The organism is Streptomyces sp. WZ-12 (genome assembly GCF_028898845.1).
Classification (GTDB): domain Bacteria; phylum Actinomycetota; class Actinomycetes; order Streptomycetales; family Streptomycetaceae; genus Streptomyces.
In genome coordinates this window covers 4,902,799-4,917,164 of record NZ_CP118574.1, presented here as the reverse complement: position 1 = coordinate 4,917,164, position 14,366 = coordinate 4,902,799, and the positions used below count along the sequence as shown (strand labels likewise).

Annotated in this window: 9 protein-coding genes and 4 tRNA genes; 7 read left to right on the top strand and 6 right to left on the bottom strand. The window is 71.8% G+C overall.

Features of this window, described 5'->3' with window-relative positions; genetic code table 11:
• Positions 1 to 98 precede the first annotated feature (98 nt).
• From PV796_RS21270 to PV796_RS21260, 3 genes are all read right to left on the bottom strand, one after another.
• Entirely contained in the window at positions 99 to 2,342 is a 2,244-nt protein-coding gene (locus PV796_RS21270) for a DEAD/DEAH box helicase (RefSeq protein ID WP_274914904.1), read from the bottom strand.
• Between the two features lie 537 nt (positions 2,343 to 2,879).
• Entirely contained in the window at positions 2,880 to 3,410 is a 531-nt protein-coding gene (locus PV796_RS21265) for a hypothetical protein (RefSeq protein WP_274914903.1), read from the bottom strand.
• A 140-nt stretch (positions 3,411 to 3,550) separates the two neighbouring features.
• Complete coding sequence (locus PV796_RS21260; protein ID WP_274914901.1) at positions 3,551 to 3,901, bottom strand: metallopeptidase family protein; 351 nt, start codon at positions 3,899 to 3,901, stop codon at positions 3,551 to 3,553.
• Positions 3,902 to 4,007: 106 nt separating this feature from the next.
• Here PV796_RS21260 and PV796_RS21255 point away from each other — a divergent pair, with 106 nt between their 5' ends.
• The 4 genes from PV796_RS21255 (at position 4,008) to PV796_RS21240 (ending at position 5,995) form a co-directional block, all read left to right on the top strand.
• Positions 4,008 to 5,639, top strand: a complete 1,632-nt coding sequence (locus PV796_RS21255; RefSeq protein WP_274914900.1) for a metallophosphoesterase family protein — start codon at positions 4,008 to 4,010, stop codon at positions 5,637 to 5,639.
• 83 nt (positions 5,640 to 5,722) lie between these two features.
• A tRNA-Glu gene (locus tag PV796_RS21250) sits at positions 5,723 to 5,795 on the top strand.
• Positions 5,796 to 5,842: 47 nt separating this feature from the next.
• A tRNA-Asp gene (locus PV796_RS21245) sits at positions 5,843 to 5,917 on the top strand.
• Between the two features lie 4 nt (positions 5,918 to 5,921).
• Positions 5,922 to 5,995: transfer RNA gene (locus tag PV796_RS21240), tRNA-Phe, on the top strand.
• 250 nt (positions 5,996 to 6,245) lie between these two features.
• Here PV796_RS21240 and PV796_RS21235 read toward each other — a convergent pair.
• Positions 6,246 to 7,349 (bottom strand): ABC transporter permease, encoded by a 1,104-nt coding sequence (locus tag PV796_RS21235; RefSeq protein WP_274914899.1) that lies wholly within the window; start codon positions 7,347 to 7,349, stop codon positions 6,246 to 6,248.
• 143 nt (positions 7,350 to 7,492) lie between these two features.
• Here PV796_RS21235 and hrpA point away from each other — a divergent pair, with 143 nt between their 5' ends.
• From hrpA to PV796_RS21220, 3 genes are all read left to right on the top strand, one after another.
• Positions 7,493 to 11,530: an ATP-dependent RNA helicase HrpA gene (hrpA, locus tag PV796_RS21230; RefSeq protein ID WP_274914898.1), complete on the top strand. Its 4,038-nt coding sequence runs from the start codon at positions 7,493 to 7,495 to the stop codon at positions 11,528 to 11,530.
• Positions 11,531 to 11,637: 107 nt separating this feature from the next.
• Positions 11,638 to 11,712 (top strand) — tRNA-Asp (locus PV796_RS21225).
• A 220-nt stretch (positions 11,713 to 11,932) separates the two neighbouring features.
• On the top strand, positions 11,933 to 12,169 hold the full coding sequence (locus PV796_RS21220) for a DUF6274 family protein (protein ID WP_274914897.1): 237 nt from the start codon (positions 11,933 to 11,935) through the stop codon (positions 12,167 to 12,169).
• A 513-nt stretch (positions 12,170 to 12,682) separates the two neighbouring features.
• On the opposite strand, the gene bldC is transcribed toward PV796_RS21220, so the two are convergent.
• Positions 12,683 to 12,889, bottom strand: a complete 207-nt coding sequence (gene bldC / locus PV796_RS21215) for a developmental transcriptional regulator BldC (protein ID WP_003980577.1) — start codon at positions 12,887 to 12,889, stop codon at positions 12,683 to 12,685.
• Between the two features lie 502 nt (positions 12,890 to 13,391).
• Positions 13,392 to 14,228 carry a hypothetical protein gene (locus PV796_RS21210; protein ID WP_274914895.1) on the bottom strand — a complete coding sequence of 279 codons (837 nt, stop codon included), beginning with the start codon at positions 14,226 to 14,228 and terminating at the stop codon, positions 13,392 to 13,394.
• Positions 14,229 to 14,366 lie beyond the last annotated feature (138 nt).

Sequence of the window (14,366 nt, the reverse complement as noted above, 5' to 3'; positions counted from 1 at the left end):
CCGCGGTCCGCCAACACGCAGGGCCCGTACGGCACTTGCGTGCGTACGGGCCCTGCGCGAGCCGTGTGGGCTACCGGCCTGTATCGGCCACGGTCGGATCAGCCGTTGCGCTTCCAGCGCGGCTTGTCCTCGCGCCGGCCGAAGCCGGAGGTGCTACCGGAGCCGCGGTGGTCGTCGCGCCGGCCGTAGGGGCGGTCGCCGCCGGAACGGAAACCGGAGGACGGCCGGCCGCCGGAGCGGTCGTCACGGTTGAACGGACGGTCGCCACCACCGGGGCGGAAGGGGCGCCCGCCGCGGTCGTCGCGGTTGAACGGACGGTTCGGGCGCTCGCCACGGTCGCCGCGGTGGAGGCCACCGCGGTCGTCACGACGGTCGAACGAGCGGCCGCCGCCGAAGCCACCGCGGTCGTCACGGCGGTCACGGTCACGGTCGCGGCCGAAGCCACCACGGTCATCGCGACGGTCACGGTCACGGTCGCGGCCAAAGCCACCACGGTCATCGCGACGGTCACGGTCACGATCCCGGTCACGACCGAAGCCGCCCCGGTCATCACGACGGTCCCGGCCGCCGAAGCCACCGCGGTCGTCACGACGGTCACGGTCCCGGCCGCCGAAGCCGCCGCGCTCGTCACGACGGTCATCGCGGCGCTCGAAGGAACGGCCACCGCCGGAGCGGTCGTCACGACGGTCACGGTCGCGGCGCTCGAAGTTGCCGCGGTCGTCGCGGCGGTGCGGCCGCTCGTCACGACGGTCGTCGCGGCGCTCGTCCCGGCGGCGCTCGCCGGAGCCGGACTGGGTCGGCACCGCGGCCTCGGCCACCGCCTCGGCGGCCGCCTGGGCGTTGGCCGCCAGGGCCTCCGCCGGGTCCTCGCCGCGCTCGCGGGCGGCGCGCGCGGTCAGCCGGTCGGCCTCCTCGCGCAGCTCGGTGGCGCGGGCCTGGAGCCGCTCAAGCTCGCGGGTCATGGAGCCGACCTCGCGCTCGGCCTGCTTGGCGACGTTGTTCGCCGACTCGGCCTGGACCTCGGTGAGCGAACGGGCGCCGGTGATCTTGGCCAGGTCCTCGTCGAACGCGCCGGCGCCGCCGACGATGTGCCGCGAGGCGTCCACGCCCGCGTCCTCCATCAGCCGGAAGATCTGGCGGCGCTGGTGCGGCAGGGACAGCGAGACCACGGTGCCTTCCTGACCGGCGCGGGCGGTGCGGCCGGCGCGGTGCAGGTAGTCCTTGTGGTCACCGGCCGGGTCGACGTTCAGGACCAGGTCGATGCCGTCGACGTGGATGCCGCGGGCGGCGACGTCGGTGGCGACCAGCGCGTTGACGTAGCCGTCCTTGAAGTCGGCGAGGACGCGGGTGCGCGCGCCCTGGGTCATCCCGCCGTGCAGCGCGTCCGCCGTCACGCCCGCCTCGATGAGCTGCTCGGCGACCCGCTCGGCGCCCAACTGGGTGCGGACGAAGATGATGGTGCGGCCCTTGCGGGCGGCGATGGCGGCGGTGACCGGCGCCTTGTCCTTCGGCTTCACGACGAGGACGTGGTGGGTCATGGTCGTGACATTGCCCTGGGCGCTGTCGACCTCGTGACTGACCGGGTTGGTCAGGTAACGCTTGACCAGCGTCGAGATCTCGTTCTCCATCGTGGCCGAGAACAGCATCCGCTGGCCGCCCTCGGGCACCTGGTCCAGCAGCTCGGTGACCTCGGGCAGGAAGCCCAGGTCCGACATCTGGTCGGCCTCGTCGAGGACGGCGACCTGGACGTCCTCCAGGGAGCACGCGCCGCGGTTGATGATGTCGCGCAGCCGGCCCGGGGTGGCGACGAGGATGTCGACGCCGCGCTCCAGCGCGTAGATCTGGTTGCCCATGGACGTACCGCCGCAGACGACCTTCATCTTCAGGCCGAGCACGTCGCCGTACGGCTGGAGGGCGTCCGCGACCTGCATCGCGAGTTCACGGGTCGGGGTGAGGATGACCGCGCGCGGCTTCTTCTTCTCGGTGCGGCCGTCGGCCAGGCGGGCCAGGGTCGGCAGACCGAAGGAGAGCGTCTTGCCGGAGCCGGTGCGGCCACGGCCGAGGATGTCCTTGCCGGCCAGCGCGTCCGGGATGGTCGCGGCCTGGATCGGGAACGGGGTGGTGACGCCGTTCTGGGCCAGCTTGCGGACGACGCCCTCGGGCAGACCGAGGTCCGCGAAGGTCACGGTCCCGGCGTCGTCGTCCTCTGCGGGCTCGACGGCTTCGGTACCGGCGTCCTGCGCCACGGTCTCTTCGACGGCCTCGGGGGCCGGCTGGACGGGCTGGTCTTCGGGGGCCTCGCCGTTTGCGGGCAGGGCGGACTGGTCAGTGGAAACGGACATGCGAAATGCGAAACCTTCCGGAGTCTCGGCACGCGCCCACAACTCCGTGTGATTTCACAAAGACCGCCTCAATGCGGTCAGCCACGGCAAGGGAGAGAACGCGCCACACGGCGCGCTGTTTTCAGGGCGCCGGGCAAATGGGATCAAACGATCTACCACCATACGCACCCTTCCCCCGGCAATGCAAATGGCCTCCTCGCGGCCCTCCCCCGGCCCGCGCCCCGGCACCGTCAGGCGTCCCACTCCATCTGGGGCGTCATCGGCGAGGAGAGTGCGGAGGAACCGGCCCCCGGCGAGGAGGAGTGCGCGACGGACGACGACGGCTCGGCGGGCGGCGACTTCGAGCCGGGCGGTGGCGGGCCGGCCCCCGGCGCGCCCCCGCCCGACGGCCCGCCCGAGGGGCCGCTCGGCGGCGCGCTCGGCGAGCCGGGGGTCGGCGCACCGGGCGGGGACGACGGCCGGCCGGGAGCGGAGGACGAGGGCTGCGCGGGGCGCGACGGGCGTCCCGGGCCGGCGGTTCCGCCGCGGCCCGGCGCCCTACCGGGCTCCGGCCCGGAAGGCTTGGCCGGCTGCGCGGGCGCTCCCGGCCCCACCGGCGGCGAGGACGGCCCCGCGCTCGGCGACGGCCCGGCGTCCTCCACCCGGCCGGTGTCCCCCGCGCCCCCGCCGGCCGGCCCGCCGCGGGCCGCCGTGGCCCGGCCGCCGCGGCCCGGCGCCGCGGCCGTCGGCGGTCAGCCCACCGGGGGCGGAGTGCTTGCCCTTCCCGTCGCCGGGCCGGGCGGCGCTGCCCGACGGCGCCGGCCGCCCGGGATCGCTGACGCTCATGCAGCCGGCCAGCGAGGCGGCCAGCGCGGAGACGGTCAGCGCCGCGGCGGCGACCCGCTTCATCGAGCGCGTGCCCGTTCCGGAGGCGGACGTCGCGCCACCGGGCAGCGCGCCATCGGGCGTTGCGGACGCGGGCGTTCCGCCGACGGGAGCGGCCGCCCGGGCGCCGGGCGCGCCGGCGGCGGCGACCCCGACCGTCGACGGGTCGGTGGCGGACAGTGGGCGAGGGGGCAGCGAGTGCACGGGCGGGACCTCCGGATCCGGAGCGCAGGGACGGCGTCGGACGCCCTGCCCAACTCCCGCCCCCCACCTGAGGACACGCCACGACCGTCACACCCGCCCCGGCGCTCCACCGCACCCCGCCGGGCCCGCCCCCCGGCCGGTCAGCCGTAGCCGAGCGCGTGCAGCCGCGCGTCGTCGATCCCGAAGTGGTGGGCGATCTCGTGAACGACCGTCACCTCCGTCTCCGCGACCACGTCCTCCCTCGTGTCGCACATCCGCAGGGTCGGTCCGCGGAAGACGGTGATCCGGTCCGGCAGGACGCCCGCGTACCACTCGCCGCGATCCGTGAGCGGGGTCCCCTCGTAGAGGCCGAGCAACTCGGGGTCGTCGGCCGGGGGCTCGTCCTCGACGAAGACCGCCACGTTGTCCATGAGCCGGGTCAGCTCCGGCGGGATCCGGTCCAGCGCCTCGGCGACCAGTTCCTCGAACTCCTCGCGCGTCATTTCCAGCACGCCCCCATTGTCCGGCAACGGCCGCGCGCCGGGGGTCCACGCCCGGACACCAACCGGAGGCGCCCCGTCCCGCATGACGGACGGCGCAGCCGGGCATACCGGACCAATGGCCCGCGCCGCGCGCTCCCGGACCCCGCATCCCGACCCGCCAGGCCGCCCCCGCCTCCGCCTGCCGGGCCCCCGCCGTCCCGGCCGCCCGTTCCTGCGGCCCGGCACGGCGCGGAGACCGCCCGCCGCCCGCCGCCGCACGCGCCCCGGTGCCACGCTCGCGCCGCCCGCGCACCCGTACGCCCGGGCCGCCGGCCTGGTAGTCGTCAGCCTGCTCGGCGCCTGGTTGGGGCTGCTGCTCCTCGGGGGCGTCAAGGCCCCCGTCGGCCCGGTGGACACCAGCATGGCGCTGCGGCCGTCGCTGACCGGCGGCACCCGGATCACCGTCCCGCCCCTGGGCGACCTGGAGTTGGACAGTCACCGCGCCCCCGTCCGGCTCGACGTCGACGTCAACCGGCTGGACCCAGCCCGCTCCGCCGAACTGGTCGACCACCCCGAGCGGTTCGCCGGCCTCCAGAAGCAGGTCACCCACGACGTGCTGCGCGGCGCCGCCGGCCTGGTGGCCGCCTCCTGCGCCGCGGTGGTCGGCGGCGCGACCGCGCTGGCACTGGTCGTCTACCGCCGCCCGCGCCGCGCCCTGGCCGCCGGCGGCCTCGCCCTCACCCTGCTCACCGCCTCCGGCGCCGCCGCCTACGCCACCTGGAACCCGAAGTCCGTCCTGGAGCCGCGGTTCTCCGGACTGCTCTCCTCCGCCCCGTCCGTGGTCGGCACCGCCCGCAACATCGTCAGTGAATTCGACGTCTACCAGAAGGAGTTGGCGCGCCTCGTCACCAACGTCAGCAAGCTCTACGACACCGCCTCCACGCTCCCCGCCTACCAGCCGGACCCCACCACCCTGCGCGTCCTGCACGTCTCCGACATCCACCTCAACCCGGCGAGCTGGCACATCATCGCCTCGCTGGTGCAGCAGTACCGGATCAACGTCATCGTCGACACCGGCGACACCATGGACCACGGCTCGGCCGCCGAGAACCGCTTCCTGGACCCGGTCGCCACGCTCGGCGCCCCGTACGTCTGGGTCCGCGGCAACCACGACTCCCGCACCACCCAGCGCTACCTCGCCACCCGCCGGCACGTCACGGTCCTCGACGACGGCCAGGTCACCCAGGTCGCCGGGGTGCGCATCGCGGGCGTCGGCGACCCGCAGTTCACCCCGGACCGCTCGGTGGCGGCGGCCGGCGACGCGGCCGAGCGGACCGCCGGCGGCAAGCTCGCCGACGCGTTGCGCACCCAGCGGCTGGCCGGCACCCCGGTCGACCTCGCGCTGGCCCACAACCCGACCGCGGTGACCGAGGCCGACGGCCTGGTCCCCCTGGCGCTCGCCGGCCACCTCCACCACCGCGAGATCAGCACGCTCCCCCAGGGCACCCTGCTGATGGTGGAGGGCTCCACGGGCGGCGGCGGGCTGCGCGCCGTCCAGAACAAACAGCCCGCGCCCGTCCAGGCGTCGGTGCTCTACCTGGACCGCACCACCAAGCGGCTCCAGGCGTGGGACGAGATCACCCTGGGCGGACTGGGGCTCACCCGCGCCGAGGTCAGCCGCCACCTGCCCCGCGAGAACCAGCCCGCCGCACCCGGCGCCACCCCCTCCGCCCACCCGTCCACAACGCCTTCCGACGGGCCCGGGTAAACCGTTTTGGCGAACGGTCCTCCCATCCCATATGCTTCTCACGTCCCCGACGGGGCCGGTAACGGCGCCAAGGCGGGCCATCAGCCCTCATCGTCTAGTGGCCCAGGACGCCGCCCTTTCAAGGCGGTAGCACGGGTTCGAATCCCGTTGGGGGCACGCACCAACCGTGTGCGAGACTGGTTCACGCCACTCGCACAATGCAAGGTCCTGTGGAGCAGTTTGGAGTGCTCGCCACCCTGTCAAGGTGGAGGCCGCGGGTTCAAATCCCGTCAGGACCGCTGCGGCTGGGTAGCTCAGTTGGTACGAGCGTCCGCCTGAAAAGCGGAAGGTCGCCGGTTCGACCCCGGCCCCAGCCACACCCATTGGGAGAAGGTCCCGGTTCGATTCTCGAACCGGGACCTTCTTCGTTGTTCCGCAACCCCTGTTCCCTGTGGGGAACTTGGGGAGAAAATTCTTGGTGGGTTTTCTTGCGGGCTTGCCACTTGCCGAAGGGGCCGTCCCCGGGAGTTCTCCCGGGGACGGCCCCTTCGGCGTTGCTGCTCGTCGACGGCGCCCCTGGGTGCGTTCCGTCGACGCGTTCCGTTGGGTTCGGAAGCGCGGGGTGGTTCAGGCGCCGGCGGCGTGCGCCGGGGCGGGGGCCGGTTCGCGGCCGCCCGGGTGGCGGTGCCGCCAGGTCCAGAAGACCGTGCAGGAGACCAACGACCAGCCGGCCAGCACCAGGAAGGGGAAGGCGTGCTGGTGGCCGCGGAAGTAGACCGCGGCGTGCTGGGCGTTGACCGAGGCGCCCGGCGGTAGCCAACGGCCGATGAGGCCGAGGACGGACGGGAGCAGCGGCCAGGAGACCGCGCCGCCGGACGAGGGGTTGCCGAGCAGGACCATCAGGCCCCAGGTGGGGATCATCGCCCAGCGGCCCATCAGGGTGTTGAACATCGTGAAGACCATCCCGGACGTGAACATCGTCAGCGCGAGGATCAGCCAGGACTCGACGAACGGCAGGCGGAGCGCGCCCAGCCACCAGTCGGCCACCGCGACGATGGCGAAGCCGCCGAGCAGGGCGTAGGCGACGGTGAAGGCGATCCGCTCGGCCGGGTTGAGGCCGCGGGCGTGCACGCTGAGCTGGATGGCGCCGACGAAGCCGATGATCACGGCCGCGAGGGAGACGTAGAAGAGGGCCAGGCCGCGCGGATCGCCCTTCTGGAGCGGCTTGATGTCCCGGACGGTGACGGGCACCCCGGTGGCCGGGCCGACCTTGACGGCGGCCTCGGACAGGAGTTGGGCCACGGAGGCGCCCGAGGCGCCGGCCACGTCCAGCTCCACCCCGCGGCCGCTGGCGCGCAGCACCGCGTACTCGCGCTGCTCCTCGACGGCGTTCCGGGCCTCGGGGTAGGTGGCGTACTTGGTCAGTCGGAGGGAGGCGTTGAGGGCCTTCTCCAGGTCGGCGACGAAGGCCCGCTGCTCCGGGGCGGCGGGGCCGGTGACCACGGCGGTGGGGATGTGCCGGGGCGCCGGGTTGGCCATGGCGTAGGTGTACGAGCCGGCGAAGAGGCCGGCCGCGGCGGCGAGGATGACCGTCAGGACGACCGCCGGGAGGAACGGGGACTTCTTGAAGGCCGCCCAGTGCTGCGCCGCGGTCCGGGGCCGGCCGTGCGCGCCGTGCGGGGCGTGCGGGGCGTGCGGGGCGCTCTCACCTTCATGTTCATGATCATCCATGGGAAACACGCTAAGCCAATGATGTCGGACATACCGCCCGGGGGTCCGGTGCCGCCCGGCCGGCCCGTGGAGCGTTCCCGACCCGGGTACCGCCGTGAAATGGTTCGCCAGTCTTTTCCACGAGGTGAGATCCTGGGGGACGTATGTCCAGTCAGCCTGCCTCCGCCCCGTCCGAGAGCGCCGCGCCCGCGCTGCCCTCCCTGCTGAAGCGCCTTCCCGAGCTGATGCTGCGCGATCAGCAGCGGTTGGGGCGCCGGCTCGACGGCGCGCGCCGGATCCGTAAGCCCGAGGCCCGGGCGGAGGTGCTCGCCGAGATCGCCGCCGGCATCGACGAGGCGGAGCTGCGGGTGGCGCAGCGCCGCGCCGCGATGCCGCGGGTGAGTTATCCCGAAGAACTCCCGGTCAGCCAGAAGAAGGACGAGATCCTGGCGGCCATCCGCGACCACCAGGTGGTGATCGTCGCGGGCGAGACCGGCTCCGGCAAGACCACCCAGATCCCCAAGATCTGTCTGGAACTGGGGCGCGGCGTCCAGGGGCTGATCGGGCACACCCAGCCGCGGCGGATCGCGGCCCGTACGGTCGCTGAGCGGGTGGCCGAGGAGCTGCGGACGCCCCTGGGCGAGGCGGTCGGCTGGAAGGTCCGGTTCACCGACCAGGTCGGCGACGACACCCTCGTCAAGCTGATGACGGACGGCATCCTGCTCGCCGAGATCCAGACGGACCGCGAGCTGCGCCAGTACGACACCCTCATCATCGACGAGGCGCACGAGCGCAGCCTCAACATCGACTTCATCATGGGCTATCTCGCCCAGTTGCTGCCCAAGCGCCCGGACCTGAAGGTCGTCATCACCTCCGCGACGATCGACCCCGAGCGGTTCGCCCGGCACTTCGGCCGCTTCGCCACCGTGGACGCGACGGCGGACGACGAGAAGTCGACCGCCCCGATCGTCGAGGTCTCCGGGCGCACCTACCCGGTCGAGGTGCGCTACCGGCCGCTGTTGGAAGAGGGCGGCGCGGACCCCGACCGCGACCAGATCACCGCGATCTGCGACGCGGTGGACGAGCTCCGCGCCGAGGGCCCCGGCGACATCCTGGTCTTCCTCTCCGGCGAGCGGGAGATCCGCGACACCGCGGACGCGCTCAACAAGAAGAACCTCGCCGCCACCGAGGTGCTGCCGCTGTACGCGCGGCTGTCGCACGCCGAACAGCACCGGGTCTTCCAGCGCCATACGGGCCGGCGGATCGTACTGGCCACCAACGTGGCCGAGACCTCGCTGACCGTCCCCGGCATCAAGTACGTGATCGACCCGGGCATGGCGCGGATCTCCCGCTACAGCTTCCGCACGAAGGTGCAGCGGCTGCCCATCGAGCCGGTCTCGCAGGCCAGCGCCAACCAGCGCAAGGGCCGCTGCGGCCGGACCAGCGACGGCATCTGCATCCGGCTGTACTCGGAGGAGGACTTCCTCTCCCGGCCGGAGTTCACCGACGCGGAGATCCTGCGGACCAACCTCGCCTCCGTCATCCTCCAGATGACCGCGGCCGGCCTCGGCGACATCGAGAAGTTCCCGTTCATCGACCCGCCGGACCGCCGCAACATCAAGGACGGCGTCGACCTGCTGCGCGAGCTGGGCGCGCTGGACACCGCGCAGAAGGACGCCCGCAAGCGGCTGACCCCGCTCGGCCGCAAGCTCTCCCAACTGCCGGTGGACCCGCGGCTGGCCCGGATGGTACTGGAGGCGGACCGCAACGGCTGCGTCCGCGAGGTCATGGTGATCGCGGCCGCGCTGTCCATCCAGGACCCGCGCGAGCGCCCGTCGGACAAGCAGCAGCAGGCCGACCAGCAGCACGCCCGCTTCAAGGACGAGACGTCGGACTTCCTGGCGTTCCTCAACCTCTGGAGTTACGTGCGCGAGCAGCAGAAGGCGCTGTCCTCGTCCGCGTTCCGCCGGATGTGCCGCGGGGAGTTCCTGAACTACCTGCGGATACGCGAGTGGCAGGACATCTACTCGCAGTTGCGGACGGTCGCCAAGAGCATGGGCGTCCACCTGAACGACACCGACGCAGCGCCCGAGCACATCCACACGTCGTTGCTCTCCGGTTTGCTTTCGCACATCGGACTCAAGGACGCGGACGCCAAGAACGAGTACCTGGGCGCCCGCAGCGCCAAGTTCGCGGTCTTCCCCGGCTCCGCGCTCTTCAAGAAGCCGCCGCGCTGGGTGATGTCCGCCGAGCTGGTGGAGACCTCCCGGCTGTGGGCCCGGGTGAACGCCCGGATCGAGCCGGAGTGGATCGAGCCGCTCGCCGGACACCTGGTGAAGCGGAACTACAGCGAGCCGCACTGGGAACAGAAGATGGCCGCGGTCATGGCCTACGAGCGGGTCACCCTCTACGGCGTCCCGATCGTCGCGCAACGCAAGGTCAACTACGGGCGGATCGACGCCGAGGTCTCGCGCGAGCTGTTCATCCGGCACGCCCTGGTGGAGGGCGACTGGCGCACCCACCACCAGTTCTTCCATGACAACCGCAAACTCCTCGGCGAGGTCGAGGAGTTGGAGCACCGCGCCCGGCGCCGCGACATCCTCGTCGACGACGAGACCCTCTTCGACTTCTACGACCAGCGGATCCCGGCAGACGTGGTTTCCGGGGCGCACTTCGACTCCTGGTGGAAGAAGCAGCGCCACGACGAGCCGGACCTGCTCAACTTCGAGCACTCGATGCTCATCAACGAGTCCGCCGAGGCCGTCACCAAGGACGACTACCCGGACTCGTGGCGGCAGGGGAAGCTGAAGTTCAAGGTCACCTACCAGTTCGAGCCGGGCGCGGACGCGGACGGCGTGACCGTCCACATCCCGCTCCAGGTGCTCAACCAGGTCTCCGCCGAGGGCTTCGACTGGCAGATCCCGGGCCTGCGCGAGCAGTTGGTGACCGAGCTGATCCGTTCGCTGCCCAAGCCGATCCGCCGCAACTACGTCCCGGCGCCGAACTTCGCCGCCCGTTTCCTGGACTCCACCGTCCCGCTCCAGGGGGCCCTGCCGTCGGCGCTGGCCGCCGGTCTCCAGCGGATGGTGGGGGTCCCGGTGGACGCCGCCGACTTCGACCTCGGCAAGGTCCCCGACCACCTGAAGATCACCTTCCGGGTGGTCGACGAGCGGCGCCGCAAGCTGGCCGAGGCCAAGGATCTGGAGGCGCTGCGGCTCCAGTTGAAGCCCAAGACCCGGGCCGCCATCTCCCGGGCCTTCGAGCAGGCCGAGAAGCGGCCCGGCAAGGACCGCAGGGGCGGCGGGGACGAGGCCGCGCCGGCCGGCCCGGAACAGCGCACCGGCCTGACGTCCTGGACGATCGGCACGCTCCCGCGCACCTTCGAGACCCGCCGCGCCGGCCAGCCGGTGAAGGCGTACCCGGCGCTGGTCGACGAGGGCAGCAGCGTCGCGGTGCGGCTGTTCGACACCGAGGCCGAGCAACTGGCCGCCATGTGGGCCGGCACCCGCCGCCTCATCCTGCTCAACATCCCCACCAACCCCGCCAAGTTCGCCCAGGACAAGCTGAGCAACCAGCAGAAGCTGGCCCTCTCCCGCAATCCGCACGGCTCCATCGCGGCGCTCTTCGACGACTGTGTGACCGCCGCCGCGGACCGGCTGATCGCGGCCCGGGGCGGCCCGGCCTGGGACGAGGAGGCGTTCCGCAAGCTGTTCGACGCGGTCCGGACCGACCTGGTCGACGCGACGCTGAAGACCATCCAGCAGGCCCAGGAGGTGCTGGCCGCCTGGCAGGCGTGCGAGCGCCGGCTGAAGGCGACCGCGTTCCCCTCGCTGCTGCCGTCGCTGACCGACGTCAAGGAGCAGTTGGCGGCGCTGATCAAGCCGGGCTTCGTGACCGCGCACGGCGCCAAGCGGCTGCCGGACCTGATGCGTTACCTGGTCGCCGCCGACCGCCGGCTGACCCAACTGCCCACCAACGCCGAACGGGACCGCAGCCGGATGGCGAAGGTGAAGGAGATGCAGGACGAATACGCCTGGCTCCTGGAGCAGTTCCCCCAGGGCCGCCCGGTGCCGGCCGCGGCCCGGGAGATCCGCTGGATGATCGAGGAGCTCCGGGTGAGCTACTTCGCGCACGCCCTGGGGACCGCGTACCCGGTCTCCGACAAGCGGATCATGAAGGCGGTGGACGCCGCGGTTCCGTAGCCCGGACCGCACCGCGGGACGACGGCCGGGACCGAGTTCGACCGCACCCCCTGACCTGCTGTACAGTCTTGCTTCGCAGCCCGCCGCAAGCGGAAAGCGAAAAGCAAGGTCCTGTGGAGCAGTTTGGAGTGCTCGCCACCCTGTCAAGGTGGAGGCCGCGGGTTCAAATCCCGTCAGGACCGCATGTCACGGCCCGCACCGTTCACCGGTGCGGGCCGTTGTGGTGTTCGGCCCGCACCGGGTGTTCCCCGGTGCGGGCCGTCGCGTTTTCGGTGGACGGGGTGCGGGCGCGGCGCCTCGAAGACCCCGGTCGACGCGGACCGGACCCTTCGGCCGTCTTGACGGCGGCACCGGCCGCGGGTACTCACTGAGGCAGGGCGTGGGGCCGGGAGGTGGCGTGTGATGACGACCGCGGTACGGCACGAGACCAGGGCGCTGTTGCGCGCCCATCTGTCGGCGGCACTGCGCTACGGCTACCGCCACCGGACCCGGCAGTGCCCGGTGTGCCATCAACTGCTGCGGCTCGCCATGGAGCCGCACGGCGCCCGTTCCGAGCGCCCGGCGCCCTCGACCGCCCCAGATCCCTCCCCGGCCGCCTGCGAGCCGCCGACGGAGGACGAAAGTCCCGCCGCCCGGTGACCAAGGACGGCTGCGCCACCGGTCGTGCGGTGGAAGGCTGTTGAGAAGGGAACGGCGGAAAGGCGCTATACCTCAGCGCCGTTCACCCTTCAAGAACTCCGGGATGTGACGGGAGTCACCGAACAGGTTTCGCGGGATGGGGAACTTACTACCCGTCTACAACGGGTCAATTTAATATGTGCAATTGCACTACCCCTTAAGCACCCCGAAACAAGACCGCCAGGTCTGCTCTGATGGCACCCATCAGGGCCCTTGAAGGGGGTGTCACGCGCCTTTGGGCGCCGGTCGACGCCGGGGCGACCCAAGCGCCGCGAGCGGCCGGCGAACGGCCGCACACAAAAAGAGATCGCGCCGGACCCGGCGGAGTCCAGCGCGATCGATGACGTACCCGAGTGAAGTGGGTGTGGGCCTGTTGGGGCAGGCGCCGCGTCGTATGGAGCTGTGGTGGAGCAGGTGGTACGAAAGGGCGCTTCCGGGTTGGGGGGCCCGAAAACAGCCTGGTTATGCGGTTATTCAGGACTCGCTGCGCTGCTGCGGGATACCCGCGAGCAGTGCGCGGACCTCAGCCTCGCGGTAACGCCGGTGCCCTCCGAGCGTGCGGATGGACGTGAGCTTGCCTGCCTTGGCCCAGCGGGTCACCGTCTTCGGGTCCACGCGGAACATCGTGGCGACCTCAGCGGGGGTAAGCAGCGGCTCGGCGTCAGGGGTGCGAGCGGTCATGAGCGGCCTCCTCGGGAGAACCGAACCATCACGGTTCTTTCCTCTAAATTCTGCACCTTGACCCACGTTGCCCGAAATGGCGGACGCGGGCCGAGTCGGTTATAGGACGAACGGCTTGTCCTCGGCACTACAACTACACCATCTGTCCAGCCACGTCGGCCAAACCGATGGAATTGCCCTCTCAGGTGTTCAACCTTGGCGGATGCCGATGGACCGTGCCATAGCGGACAGTCACACCCCCGTGACGATCAGTCACAACATGACCAGCCGCCATGAGACCCCTCAAGGAGCGCAATACCGATCTATCCGCCCTTAGTTGGACGGAAGGAGCCCAAGTCAGGCTCCTTGTCCTATTTTGACACGAGGGTGCGCCTTGGGAGCAAGACCCGAAGTCAGTGCTTTAGGTCACGCTTGGGGCAATAGCCCGGATCAGGACCTACGTCCCGTACGTCCCGTCAGTTGCGGCGCCGCACCCGGCAACTGGGCGCCGACCCACCGGCGTTCAGCTGGAGAACTGACGTTCGCGCACCGCGCGCCACCGCTGCGAGAGCTTCTCGTACGCGGCGCCGGCCCGCTCGCCGTCCCCCTCGCGCAGCGCCGCCAGCCCCTCCGCCACCTCCGCGGCGGAACGGTCCTCGGCGAGCTGCCCCTCGGGCACCGCGTGCACCAGCCCTCCGTAGTCCAGCTCCACGAGCGAGCGCGGGTGGAACTCCTCAAGCCAGCGCCCCACATCTACCAGGCCGTCGATCAACGGTCCCTCTTCCAGGGCATCCCGAAGCGTACGCAGTCCGCGCGCGACCCGTCGGCGCGCCTGCACCATCGGCGTCCGGTAACGCAGCGCAGGGACCGGCTCACCCTTCGCGTACTCCCGCTCGTCGTCGTCGAAGAGGACGAACCAGCGCACCGGGATGTGCCAGGTGGACGCCCGGATCCAGGGCCGGGCGTCCGGATTGCGCTCGCGCCACCGCTCGTAGTCGGTGGTCGCCTGCCGGCGCACCACCGGGGGCAGCGCGGCATCCAGTACGGACGCCGGCAGCAGCTCCTCCAGGGAGGCCAGCGCCTGCCAGCCGCGCAGCCGGGTCCGCCAGGGGCAGACGCAGGTGACGTCGTCCACGACGGCGACGAACGCGTCCCCGCTCTCGTGCACCGGGACCGGCACCGGCGGGGTCGGCAACAGATCGGCCAGCGCCCGGCGCTGCTCGTCCAGGGCGGTGGGGGTGGCGTCGCGCTTGGCGTAGCGCGCCCAGTAGGAGCGCTCCGGCTCGGGAAACGCTGCCAGCGGTTCGTAGACCCGTAGATACGCCACATACGGGACCCGCACCGACGACGCCACGGCCACGCCCGCTCCTCCAAAGGAAAGCCCACCGGCCGGAGTTGCCTGCCTCCGCCCGGTCCGGATACGGCAGATCGTCCCACGCTCGTCCCCCGGGAGAGGGTGATCCTCCGTACCTGGCCGATCAACCCGCCCTCCAGGTCT